Origin of the sequence: Thalassorhabdus alkalitolerans (assembly GCF_042656525.1) — a bacterium.
Lineage (GTDB): Bacteria > Bacillota > Bacilli > Bacillales > Marinococcaceae > Thalassorhabdus > Thalassorhabdus alkalitolerans.
Map to the genome: position 1 here is coordinate 345331 of NZ_JBHSOZ010000002.1, position 12612 is coordinate 357942.

Annotated in this window: 12 protein-coding genes; 1 reads left to right on the forward strand and 11 read right to left on the reverse strand. The window is 42.5% G+C overall.

The annotated features are described in order from the left end of the window. Nucleotides 1-169: 169 nt before the first annotated feature. Complete coding sequence (locus ACFPU1_RS01615; protein ID WP_385937791.1) at nucleotides 170-1198, forward strand: C40 family peptidase; 1029 nt, start codon at nucleotides 170-172, stop codon at nucleotides 1196-1198. 514 nt (nucleotides 1199-1712) lie between these two features. Here the strand turns inward: ACFPU1_RS01615 and ACFPU1_RS01620 are convergent. The 11 genes from ACFPU1_RS01620 to ACFPU1_RS01670 form a co-directional block, all read right to left on the reverse strand. Further along, nucleotides 1713-3191: a C40 family peptidase gene (locus ACFPU1_RS01620; RefSeq protein WP_385937794.1), complete on the reverse strand. Its 1479-nt coding sequence runs from the start codon at nucleotides 3189-3191 to the stop codon at nucleotides 1713-1715. Between the two features lie 402 nt (nucleotides 3192-3593). Then, the gene (locus tag ACFPU1_RS01625; protein ID WP_385937797.1) at nucleotides 3594-3770 is read right to left on the reverse strand and encodes a hypothetical protein; all 177 of its coding nucleotides are present in this window, start codon (nucleotides 3768-3770) and stop codon (nucleotides 3594-3596) included. A gap of 201 nt (nucleotides 3771-3971) precedes the next feature. Beyond that, nucleotides 3972-4409 carry a hypothetical protein gene (locus ACFPU1_RS01630; protein ID WP_385937800.1) on the reverse strand — a complete coding sequence of 146 codons (438 nt, stop codon included), beginning with the start codon at nucleotides 4407-4409 and terminating at the stop codon, nucleotides 3972-3974. Nucleotides 4410-4760: 351 nt separating this feature from the next. Then, the gene (locus ACFPU1_RS01635) at nucleotides 4761-5180 is read right to left on the reverse strand and encodes a hypothetical protein (protein ID WP_385937802.1); all 420 of its coding nucleotides are present in this window, start codon (nucleotides 5178-5180) and stop codon (nucleotides 4761-4763) included. A gap of 233 nt (nucleotides 5181-5413) precedes the next feature. Further along, nucleotides 5414-7153 (reverse strand): sensor domain-containing protein, encoded by a 1740-nt coding sequence (locus tag ACFPU1_RS01640; RefSeq protein WP_385937805.1) that lies wholly within the window; start codon nucleotides 7151-7153, stop codon nucleotides 5414-5416. A gap of 310 nt (nucleotides 7154-7463) precedes the next feature. Further along, nucleotides 7464-7895: a 3-hydroxyacyl-ACP dehydratase FabZ gene (fabZ, locus tag ACFPU1_RS01645; protein ID WP_054637808.1), complete on the reverse strand. Its 432-nt coding sequence runs from the start codon at nucleotides 7893-7895 to the stop codon at nucleotides 7464-7466. Between the two features lie 96 nt (nucleotides 7896-7991). After that, a complete protein-coding gene (locus ACFPU1_RS01650) occupies nucleotides 7992-8279 on the reverse strand; it encodes a DNA-directed RNA polymerase subunit beta (RefSeq protein WP_054637807.1) in 288 nt (95 codons plus the stop codon). A gap of 54 nt (nucleotides 8280-8333) precedes the next feature. Continuing rightward, nucleotides 8334-9164 carry a flagellar hook-basal body protein gene (locus ACFPU1_RS01655; protein ID WP_385937809.1) on the reverse strand — a complete coding sequence of 277 codons (831 nt, stop codon included), beginning with the start codon at nucleotides 9162-9164 and terminating at the stop codon, nucleotides 8334-8336. Nucleotides 9165-9289: 125 nt separating this feature from the next. Then, complete coding sequence (locus ACFPU1_RS01660) at nucleotides 9290-10117, reverse strand: flagellar hook-basal body protein (protein WP_385937812.1); 828 nt, start codon at nucleotides 10115-10117, stop codon at nucleotides 9290-9292. Nucleotides 10118-10523: 406 nt separating this feature from the next. Continuing rightward, nucleotides 10524-11525, reverse strand: a complete 1002-nt coding sequence (gene mreB, locus ACFPU1_RS01665; protein ID WP_054637805.1) for a rod shape-determining protein — start codon at nucleotides 11523-11525, stop codon at nucleotides 10524-10526. A gap of 286 nt (nucleotides 11526-11811) precedes the next feature. After that, nucleotides 11812-12576: a glycerophosphodiester phosphodiesterase gene (locus ACFPU1_RS01670; protein ID WP_385937815.1), complete on the reverse strand. Its 765-nt coding sequence runs from the start codon at nucleotides 12574-12576 to the stop codon at nucleotides 11812-11814. Nucleotides 12577-12612: the final 36 nt, after the last annotated feature.

Genomic DNA, 12612 nt, shown 5'->3' on the forward strand with positions numbered 1-12612 from the left:
ATATACCTAATGACCTATATATACAATATCACTTAACGTGAAACTTAAACTTAAAAACTAAAAAACTTTGAAAATAAGAGGAGGGAATTCCTGGTTTGTAACAAGGTTACGGATTAATAGTGGAGTAATCCTATACATAAACTGAGTTATAAAGCAGGGAAAACACATTATGAAAAAATTTATGATTTCGACAGTATTTGCAACATGTTTAATGGTTGGTACCGTATCGGTTGCCGATGCAGCTTTAGGAGATCAAACACTACGTTCAGGCATGAACAACAGTGACGTTCAAGAACTACAACAAGCATTGAAAGACGAAGGATACTTCAACTTCCATACAACAACAAACTACTTTGGACCAATCACTCGTCAAGCAGTTAGAGACTTCCAACGTTCTGCTGGTATCACAGTTGACGGCATCGCTGGACCACAAACATTCGGAGCACTTGGAGTAAACGGCAGCAGTTCTTCTTCTTCAAGCTCTAGCAACAGTTCTTCAAGCTCAAGCAGCTCTAATGTTTCTTCAAGCGATAGAATTGGTACGATCCAAAGCAACGGTACACTTCGCCGCGGTGCGGTAAACAGCTCTGTAGCTGCTCTACAAATTGAATTGAAAGAGCGCGGACATTTCTCCGGTTCTACTGGTTCTACTTATGGACCACGTACTGAACAGGCTGTAAGAAGCTTCCAACGTTCTGCTGGTATCACAGCTGACGGAATTGCCGGACCACAAACGTTCCGTGCACTAGGCGGATCTGGTTCTTCTTCAAATGCAACCAGCTCTTCTAACAGCAGTGCTTCAAGCTCCAGCAGCTCATCTTCACAAGTAGCTGGTGTATCTGCAAGCTATGAAAATGTAATCCGTACTGCACAAGCCCAAACTGGCACTCGTTATGTATGGGGAGGAACTTCTCCAAGCGGATTTGACTGCAGTGGTTTCATTCAATATTCTTTTAACCAACATGGTGTATCTTTACCAAGAACGGTAGCCGAAATGTGGAGGTCTACAACTCGCGTATCCAACCCACAACGTGGAGATCTAGTATTCTTTGAAACTCGTACTGGTCCTTCCCACGCTGGTATCTACCTTGGTAACGGACAGTTCATCCATTCCGGTGCTTCTACTGGTGTAACAACTACCAGCATGAGCAACAGCTACTGGAGCCAAAGATATCTTGGCGCTGGCCGTGTAAACTAATAACTCTAACAAGCAAAGTGGCTCCCAATCGGGAGTCACTTTTTTAATACCCGTTTTGCAGAAGAGTAAACAGCTTTTTTATATATTTTTGCAGCTTTTTAGGGGGGGGAATAGGGGGGTGCCTGGCACCTCATCCCGCTGTAATATATCTTTCCTACTGCAGCGGGCGAATTCACGCGTTTTTGTTACATCCTCCCATCGGTGCCTGGCACCTCATACCACTGTAATATATCTTTCCTACTGCAGCGGGCGGGGCCACGGTTTTTGTTACATCCTCCCATCGGTGCCTGGCACCATCCATGACTGTAATATATCTTTCCTACTGCAGCGGGCTAGGCCACGCGTTTTTGTTACACCCTCCCGGCGGTGCCTGGCACCATCCATGGCTGTAATATATCTTTCCTACTGCAGCGGGCGCATTCACGCGTTTTTGTTACATCCTCCCATCGGTGCCTGGCACCCTTCATAAATATGTCTATCAGAAAAGAAGCAGGCCATGATGGCCTGCTTCTTTTTAGAAATGATATCTTCTTGCTCCTATGTAACGCTCACTCCAATATATGGAGTCCAGGTCAGCTATTGTCACTCCGGTCGATGACCCAGCATAGGTAAACTGCCGACCGCCTATGTAAATTCCCACTTGAGAAGGCCCGGGTCCATTCAGTTCGAAAAAGATGACATCTCCTACCGTGGGATTCTCTATTACTTCTCCTTCTTCCCACATTCCTTCGATCGTTTCTGGCAATTCTGTTCCTTGTTCGTTAAAAACGCACTGTACGAACCCTATTCCATCAAACCCATTAGAGTCTTTCCCTCCCCTGGCATATGGGACACCAAGATAGTCGGAAGCTTTCGCAATTAAGTCTACGACTTTTAACCTTTTACTAGGAGGAGGAATAACGTTAGGTTCTTTTTTTTGAACCTCTTCTTCACTTTCACCTTTAAGAACCTTGTTTATTTTTGATAAAGTCTTTTCCCCTGCTACGCCGTCTACGACCAATTCCTCGTGTTCACGCTGAAAAAGCTTTATTGCTTTTTCTGTAACTGAGCTGTATATGCCTGTAGGCTCCATTTTTATATACTCTAACGTTTGCAGTGCTTTTTGCAGCTTGGAGACATCTTCCCCATGAGAACCTACTTTTAATTCTTTTCCTATTTCATTTTCATCGGTTTCTGGAATTTCTTCTGCCTGGCTTTCTCCTGTATCCTTCGGAGGCTCGTATGCTGCCAGCTTCTCATGAGTTTCTTCCCCAACGATGCCATCTGCTTCTATATCTACAGCATGTTGAAAATCTTTCACTGCTTTTTCAGTTCGTTCTCCGTAAATTCCTGTCACCGCGTAGCTATAAAATCCATATTCCTTGAGTGTGTTTTGCAGCCTTGATACTCCGTTTCCCTTTACTCCTAGCTGCAAAAGTTCAGTATGAAAATTATGAACCGGTGTATAATGAGTTTCCTCTTCTATTGGCTCAGCCGCAGCTGAATCGCTTTCCACTTCTCCCCCGTGGTCCGCCTGGTGGATGGCACGAAGCAGAGCAAAGGTTTCAGGCCCGGCTACCCCATCAGGTGTAAGATTTTGCTTTTTTTGAAAGCTCCTCACCGCTTCACTTGTGCTCCTGCCAAAAGTTCCACTAATTTTGCGCTTATAATAGCCTAGATCTTTTAGCTTCTTCTGAAGAGATTTTACCATTTTCCCTTCTGAACCTGGCTCCAGCACAGAAAATGAACTAGCTGCCTGAAGCTGGACCTTTGGTTTAGAAGACGGCAGAGGAGGATCTACGGGCTGTACGCCATTCAACAAAGCGTAGAAGGTTTCAGGACCTGCCATGCCATCAATACGCAGCCCGTGGTCTCTCTGGTAGGCCTTAACCGCTTCTTCAGTATCCTGGTCATAATGACCTGTAGACTCATCATATGTAAAATAGCCTTTTTCTTTTAAAATATCCTGCAGTTCTCTCACATCATCGCTTTCTAACCCTTTAGTTAACAACATATTATGTCCTCCATTGCCTGTAGCTTTTTGAAAAATAAAAAACCAGACGACTACCTGGCTTTAGAAATAGTGTGTTAACACTAATCATTGATGTAAAGATAAGAAGACACTTCTTATGCATTCTATGTGTCTCTATTATAGGGGAAAAAGTGGTAAAAGTGCTAGATTGAAAGAATAAAATAGGCATATAGCCCAGGTACCCTTCTTAAAGCTGCCTCTCTTGAGCGTGCTTTTTTTGGCAGGTGCCTTAGGGGGGTGCATCGGGGGTGCCTGGCACCACTGGAGGTTGTAATATACTTTTCCCTGCACTGCGGGGGATTCACGCGAGTTTTGTTACACCCCCAGGCGGGTGCCTGGCACCTTAATTAGCGCCACACAAAAAAGCCGGAAGCGGATTCCGGCTTATAGCATTCTCCCACGTTGGTGGTCTTTATTGATATCTTCATTGCGCAAGCTTTGATAAATTTTATCATAAACTGCCTTTGACTTAGCACGATCTTCTTTCGATGCCATTACACGTCGCTGGTTTTGAGCAAGTATCTTTAAAAGATGTTTTTTATCTTCGTTTGTCAGTAGCATACTTAGCTGGTCTCCCCTTTGATTCAAAGGTAATAAATGAGTTGCTATTATTCTAGCACATTCCTCTCTATCTATCACTTTTTTACCTTTTTAGGTTGAAAGGTAAACATACAACACAGTATATGTAGGAGCTCACCAAATGTACCCCGCATTAGCAGATTTACAGTTTTTCAGCACAGAAAAATGGGATCCACCTAATTCTTACAGGTAACCCATGTCGTGTAATCTCATCATAGATTCCTTCCAATCTTCGGGATGCAGGTATCCTTTACACAGTATTACTTTTGGGAGATTAGCTTTTAGGAGCACGATAATGTCCATGATAAAAGGAGTAAGGAGCTTACCTTTCTCGTTACAAACTCCTAGCGCAATTAATGGAGAGTCACTTACGCGATACTTCATAAGGTTCCTATAAATAATGACTGTATCCGTGGAAAATGAGTGAAGGGTTTTCACAAATATTTTATCCGGAGACACCCAAACCTGTGTGTTGTCGGTGTTGAAAAAAAGATCGTTCTTTCCTCTTGGTAAATCGTTTGTATAATTAAAAAGAAGGTCATACATTTCTCCCCATATATCTTCATTGATGCTTTTACAATTGATGCTTACTTCAATAGAAGTTTCATAACGAGCGACCATGATGAGCCCCCTTATATAGAATGTATGTTTGGAAATATTATATAACAAATTTTAGGAAAAGTAAGTAATTTTTACTGTTGCGAGTATATGAAATTTCCCTTTTCTTCTTCTTCCTCTTTCTCACACAGGATTCTTATAGAAAGATACTAGGAAGATAGTTTGTGAAGGGGAAGGTGCCTGGCACCCCAAAGGCTTAATAACATGAAAAACCTTATATACCAGGGATTGGATGTGTTCAATTGTTACAGGAGTGTTACATTCTCCCAGGGTGCCTGGCACCCCAATGAATACAAAAAAAAGAGGCACCGCGATGGGTGCCTCTTTTTATCATTAATAGGGGGTAACTATTAATTACTCTTCTTCTTCTTCGTCAAGGTCTAGCTCAGCGTCTTCATCTTCTTCAGCGTCTTCGTCTTCTTCAGCATCTTCGTCAGCGTCAAGATCTTCGTCTTCTTCTTCATCAAGCTCTAGCTCTTCATCTTCGCCTTCTTCGTCAACGTCAAGATCGTCAGCTTCGCCTTCCTCTTCGTCGCCTTCTTCATCTTCAAGCTCTACGTCGTCTTCTTCGTCAAGCTCAACGTCGTCGCCATCTTCTTCATCTTCGATTTCAAGCTCGTCGTCGCCTTCTTCGATTTCAACGTCTGCTTCTTCTTCTTCACCTACACCGTTGTCGTCAAGACCGTTTTCATCTTCGCCAGCGTCTCCACAGCCAGCTAGTACTCCCATTGCAAGTAGTGCAGATGCTCCAGTATAAAGTAGTTTTTTATTCATGTTATAATCCTCCTTGGATATTTAATGATTGGTTTGTTTGGTTGGGCTAATCTGTCTTGTGTGATTAGCTGATTCTTATGCTATCAGAGGGTGAAGTGGTCGTCTATGAGTTTCGCTTCTTTTTGAATGTCTTTTACATTTTCACACGATCTTGTGTAAAAAGTACAATATTAAGGTGTTTTATCTTTCATATGTTTCTCAAGTTTGAAAGCATCACATATACTTTAAATACATTAAAATTGCTTAGTATTGTTCATGTATGCTAACAATTCACGGCACTCTTCACTATTTACTGGACGGTTAAAATAGTATCCTTGTGCAAAGTCGCATCCTTGTTTTTTTACAAGATCATAATGTTCCAGAGTCTCTATCCCTTCGCATGTAACCCGCAATTTCATCATTTTAGCTATATCAATCACCATCTTTACAATGGCCGCATTTTCGTCGTTACCATTGCTTTGACTTACAAAGGATTGATCAATTTTTACGATATCAACAGGGAACTGTTTTAGCTGAGTAAGTGAAGAATATCCCTTTCCAAAATCATCGAGAGACACTTTGACTCCCTTATGTTTCAGCCTTCTAATTCTTCTGATGGACTCCTTTAAATTTGCAATGGCATTGTTTTCGGTGATTTCAATGCACAGACATTCCGGAGATAAGCCCGATTCCTGTAAAGCAGAGTTAACAATGGTTTCAAAATGATCACTTTCAAAAAAAGGAGGAGATACATTAACAGAAACTGAAAGATTGGAAAATCCTTCCATCTGCCAGTTTTTCACCTGTATGCACGCTTTTCTCAGTACCCATTCATCAAACTCATGAAGATATCCGTTCTCTTCTGCCAAGGGTAAAAACAAAGCGGGAGACAGGGTGCCTTTCTCCGGATGATTCCAGCGAATTAAAGCTTCCACACCGTGTGGTTCACCGCTTAATACATCCATTTGCATCTGGTAGTAGACTTCCAGCTGTTCGCCTTCCAATGCTTCCTGCAGCTGATTACTCAGCTTAAACTGCTCCATAGAGTGATCCTTCATTGCTTCATGATAATAACTGAAATTATTTCTGCCTTCATCCTTTGTCTGGTACATGGCAAAATCGGCATTCTTTAACAGCTCTTCCACGCTTTCTCCATGCTCGGGATAAAAACTGACACCAATTGAGGTTGTCAGGTAAAGGTTCTGACCTTCCAGACGTACCGGGACTCTTAGAGAATCAAAAATCTTGTTCAGTAACACAGCGGTTTCTTCTTTCTCTTCTGTGTCTTCAACAAGAATTGTAAATTCATCCCCGCCAAATCTGCTTATTTTCCCGTGATCTTTGACCGCTGCGTAAAGCCGCCTGCTCACTTCCTGGAGAAGTACATCCCCTCTTTGATGGCCAAAGGAATCGTTTACTCTTTTAAAGCGATCTAAATCCAAAAATAAAATCCCAAGCTTTGTTCCTTTTCCTTGCCCATCTTCTATCGCTTCTTCCACCATTTGTTCAAATGCCATGCGGTTGGGCAGGCCGGTTAAGCTGTCGTGATGGGCTAGATAAGATGCTTCTTCCTCTGCTTTTTTTCGTTCGGTTATATCCCTCATTATTCCTATAAAAAAGGAGTCGCTTTCCGGTTCTTTTTTTACATGAGTGACCGTCATAAAGGAACAAAATTCTTCCTCGTCTTTTCTTTTATTAAAAAGTTCCCCTGTCCATGTCCCTTTTGTATTCAAGTGGTCCCACATTTCAATAATCGCTTCTCTGGAGGTTTTTCCCGAACTGATAAATTTAGGATTCTTTCCATAAACTTCTTCGTATGTATATCCAGTCATTTTTTCGTAAGCTGGATTAACCATAATTATCCTCTGTTTGTAATCCGTAATGACAAGTCCATCATTCATGTGGGAAAATATTCTCCAAATATTCTCAGAGTCAAAGGATAGCTCTTTAAATATCTTTTCTTTATTTAAATGAAGACTTTGCCCTTGCTTCATACCAGCTCCTCCTCTCTTTTTTGTTTTACACAGTAAGAAGGCATCTCTAATAGTACTATCGGTAAAAATGCAGAAAAGATAAACAACTGTGATAGTTTTATATACAAAGTTTAGAATAGGTTCCATCCTGGCAAAATACTTTGTTGTTGGAAGCTCCCTTGCACCAAAACAAAAACATCCCATCATGCAGCGGAATTGTTGATTTCTAGAAAGCCACCATACGTTTTCACGAGAAAGCTGTGGCAAACTGCCCTTAAATAAAAAACATCTATATTCATAGCTTCTGCTATCAATATAGATGAGTTGGGTTTTATTCAGCGTCCTGCAAAGCAAACATTAATTCTGTTTCAGCGACAACCTTGCCGTCTACACTGGCAGTGCCTTTGCCTTTTCCTATTTTCCCACGCAAACGAGTCATTTCGACTTCCAGGCGGAGCTGATCGCCAGGCTTTACTTGTCCTTTAAAACGGCAGTTGTCAATTCCTGCAAAGAAAGCAATTTTACCGCGGTTTTCTTCTTTTTTCAAAATCGCTACCGCTCCTGTTTGAGCCAGCGCTTCAATAATGAGGACACCGGGCATCACAGGATAGTCAGGAAAATGACCGTTAAAATACTCTTCATTGGCAGAAACGTTTTTGATTGCTGTACACATCTTGCCCTCTTCCACTTCTTCTACTTTATCAATAAGAAGAAAAGGATAACGATGAGGAATAATTTCTTTGATTTCATCAATATTTAGCATATGTATGCACACCCTTTTTTATATCGTAGAAAAAGAAAGACCCCTTTCCCCGGAGTCTTCCTTTTGCCTGCTTATTCCGTGAGCAAAGGTTCCACTTTATTCTCTTACGTTTACAAAATCAATGAGACGCTGCCATGTCTCCCATCGCAGAATCTGAGTAGGTTCTCCGCCTCCAAGAAGACTATAGCCGAATACAAGGCCGATAATTAAACTGATAAAAAGAAGCACAAAAACGATGACCAGGCGAAGCCAGATTGGAATTAAGCGAATGCGCGGACCAATCCTCCACCACTTTACATCGTTGTCCTTACTTTCCACATTAGCCTTTTCGTCTCTTTTTTCTGCTCGCAAACGAGCCTCTTTGTTTTCCGCTTCGTTACTCATGGCAATTCCTCGTCTTCCTTGATTAGTAAATCAAAGTTTTTTTGCAAGTTACTTCTATCGAAGATTATTGATAAGACCCATCATTTGATCTCCTTGACTGACAGACCTTGCATTAAATGAATACGCACGCTGAGCGTTAAGCATATCAGCAAATTCTTTGGAAAAATCAACGTTCGATTGCTCAAGTGCACGCTGCTGCACTTGAGCTTCGTTACCAGCTACCAACTCTATCACATTTTCAGCCTCAATATCAAGAGCAGCAAGGTCCGGAAGAGTGAACATACTGCCGCCTGCTCCTTCTAAAAGCTGGGGTTTTGTGATGCGGGCAAGCTCCAATTCCCCGATGTTTACTGACTCTCCATTAGCAAGTACGGCTTCCATCATTCCCTCATTCGTTAATTGGAAGTCTCGGGTGCCAGCTGGAACAACAAAAGGAGTTCCTTCTCCAGAAAGAAGCTCGTTTCCATCGCCTGTCACAATCACCTGCTGATCAGGGTTTGCCGGGTCTGGCGAAAGGTAGAAAGCCCCGTCTCTCGTATAGAGGACTTCCCCTTCCTCTCCTTGAACAGGAAAGAAGGTTTCACGGTCTGTTAATGCAAAATCTAAGGAACGTTCTGTTTGTTGAATGCTGCCTTGCTCCATGCGAAGTGCTGTCTGTGCTATCTTTGCTCCACTGCCCACACGAATGCCCAAAGGAGTTAACCGTCCTCCTTCATATTGCTGTGCACTCTGGTTATTAACCTGCTGGGCCAAAAGATCGGAAAAGGAATGTTCTCTGCGCTTATACCCTGTGCGGTCAGCATTGGCAAGATTGTTGGAGATCGTATCAAGCTGCTGCTGGAGCTGGCCCATGGTAACAGAGGAGGTAATCATTGATGTATTCATAAAGGTCACACCTTTTTGGATAAGTAGTATGTCTTGCTGTGCTGCTCTTGTTCCTGTTCAAAGGCAAACTTTATTTGCCATGCTTGCCTGCAAGATGTACATTTCCCGGGAAATTTACTCTATGATCAACCAAGGCGCCCTACTTCATTGACTGCTTTGTCCATGCTTTGATCATAGGCTTGAAGAACCTTCTGGTTAGCCTCAAACGTTCGAAAAGCGCTGTTCATCTCGGCCATGGTTTGGGCAGCATCTATGTTAGCCCCTTCCAGGAACCCTTGATTCAGCTGAAAATTGACTTCTTCTACCTCAAGGGCATCTGGCAGTTCACCTTCCCCTTCACCAAGACGGTAAAGGCCTCCTCCTTCTCTTACCAGGGATTCAGGATTTCCAGCAAAAGCTACTCCGATTTGCCCAGCGATCATTCCTTCTTCAGTCTCTATTACCCCATTTTCCCCCACGATAAAATGCTCATTTCCGACATTAATGGTATTTCCGTCAGTCCCAAGGATATAATGTCCTTCTGCTGTGACCAGTGCCCCATCTCCGTCGACAGTCCAGCTGCCATTTCTAGTGTAGCGCTGCTCACCGTTTTCATTTGTTACATTAAAAAATAAGGCGCCCGCACGTCCTGTTTCTTCATTTACCGGCATATTTCCCTGCAGTAAGGCAATGTCAGTGCTGTTCCCTGTTTCCCGCAAGTCCCCTTGCGTAAAATTAGGAGTTCTTTCCTGCATATAGACTCCAGTGGCAAGCGTCCCAATCGGTGCTGCCTGATTAGGCGGCATACTTGCTGTATTTTGGGCAGAGATCATCATTTCGGGAAAAGACCGAATTGAAGCATGATCCCCTTTGTACCCAGGTGTGTTGATATTTGCCATGTTCTCCGTCAGCATTTCTGTGCGGCGCTGCTGAGTAATCATTCCGGCAGCAGCTCCGTAAAAACCTCTTAGCATGGATGTGGTCCTCCTTCGTTCTCTCGAGCTGTCTATGGTTAGGATATAGATTTTAATGCTATGTACATTCATTCAGTCTTGTTCTGCGTGTAAGGATAAGCCAGTCCAACGTTCACAGGATCAGGTCATATGCCCAGCCATCATGAAGAGATTGTGTAACCTGTCATCTACATTCGGTCCTATGTCATACGGCTTACCTATCTGGTGTTTTGTTTTGTAAGAAAAAAAGATCCTTTCTATTATATCGGCTATTCTTCTTACTTTTTCAAGGAATCAAGGAGAAAAAAGATTAATCACAACCATACTGCTACATGCTTCGACAATGAACAAAGTTTTTCCTGCTTTTCCGTTCTTTTCTCCTATAAAAAAAGGTCCCATGCCAATTGCATCAGGGACCCGAAGTTATTTATAACGTTGCTTTCTTGTTTGATAGTCTGTCAAGATTTTCAAGCATAATTCCTGTACCGTTTGCCACGCAATGCATTGGCTCTTCCGCGATCATCACAGGAACCTTTAATTCATCAGCTAACAGCTCATCAATTCCGTGAATTAAAGCCCCTCCGCCAGTTAAGATCACCCCTCGGTCTATAATATCAGCCGATAGTTCTGGAGGAGTTCGTTCTAATACCGATTTAGCCGCCTGGACGATGTGGCTTGCTGATTCCATGAGCGAGCCATAAATCTCTGAAGCCGTGATAGAAATCGTGCGTGGCAGACCGCTGACCATGTCACGTCCGCGAATTTCCATTTCCGCTTCCCGTCCGCTTGGAGATACAGTAGCTACTTCCATCTTAATGGCTTCAGAAGTACGAACACCAATAAGAAGTTTGTATTTCTTTTTAATGTAATTTAAAATGTCCTGATCAAATTGATCGCCTGCTACTTTAATAGAGGATGCCGTGACGACATCGCCCATAGAAAGTACAGCTACATCGGTTGTACCTCCGCCGATATCTACAACCATGTGGCCGCTTGGCTGGAAGATATCCATGCCTGCGCCTACTGCTGCTACTTTTGGCTCTTCTTCAAGGTACACATTTTTACTGCCGCTTTTCTCTGCAGCTTCTCTGATTGCCTTTTGCTCTACCGATGTAATGTTTGTCGGGCAGCAAATAAGAATTCTTGGTTTAGAAAACATGCTTTTTACATTAATTTTATTTAAAAAGTGCTTGAGCATCGCTTCCGTTTGTTCAAAGTCTGCAATGACGCCATCTTTCATAGGGCGAATGGCTACAATGTTGCCAGGTGTACGGCCGACCATTCGGAAAGCTTCTTCCCCTACTGCCATGACCCGTCCTGTTTGTTTCTCAATTGCAACTACTGATGGCTCGTCCAGTACAATTCCTCGGCCTTTTACATGTATTAGAACGTTTGCCGTTCCTAAATCTATCCCAATATCTCTGGCCATTTTCTTTGTCGCTCCTCCCTTAATCTACAACCAAAATATATCCATACTCATTGAAAACACATCACTAAAAGGAGCCACCACAAAAAACGTGACTTCTGTAGGATGCAAAAAGGCGTTTTTTAGTTATTGTTTTCTTATCTCTCCGTTTTTATACCGGCATACGCTCTTCTCTAATCTGTAATTTTATCATAAATAAATGGAAACAGAAACAAAAGTCAACCATTGATTTTGAAAAATTGTCTTCATTGGGAAAATTATCTTTTATTCCATATCTCATAGGAAAGACCTAGATATCACGAGGGTTTTGTGTAGTCTTTTTGTCTTCAAGATGCCTGTTACGTAATTTGACAGCCGCTGCTGGATCGTCTGTCATCACTGTATCAAAGCCAGCTTTAATGCAGCATTTGATTTCAATAGGATTGTTCACTGTATACACTCGCACTTTTATCCCGTGACGTTGAAGTTCCTGCATTTCTTTTACTGTTATTGTATTTACATTGGCATGTAAGGATGTGATGCCGGTGCTTTTCATATAAGACAGGGGATCATAAAGGCCAGCTGTTACAAGAAGTGCGCTTTCTATGTCAGGGTGATTCTGGTGAAGGTCAACCATGATTGAATGGTAAAAGGAAGAAAGGATGATCTTCTTTTGAACGTTATGCTCCTTGATTACATCTGTTACTTTTTTGGCCAGAGTTTCATACCCTGGTTTATGCTTTTTTAATTCTATATTTATAAGAATGTCTTTGTCTGTAAGCCATTCCAGAACATCTTTTAACAAAGGAACCTTTTCTCCTCGAAAGGAAGCATCTCTCCATGAACCAGCGTCAAGCTTGGAAATTTCCTTTGCTGTCAGCTCATGAACTGCGCCAAACCCATCTGTCGTCCGGTTTACTGTATTGTCATGAATGACTACGACTTCTTCGTCTTTTGTTAATTGCACATCAAGTTCGATACCTTCAGCCCCGGCATCCACAGCTGCCTGAAAAGCAGTCATTGTATTTTCCGGGTGAGTGATTGAAGCTCCCCTATGGGCGAAAATGTTTGTCATCCTTTTTTCTACCTACCTTTCTGGCTTGAAAGCTGG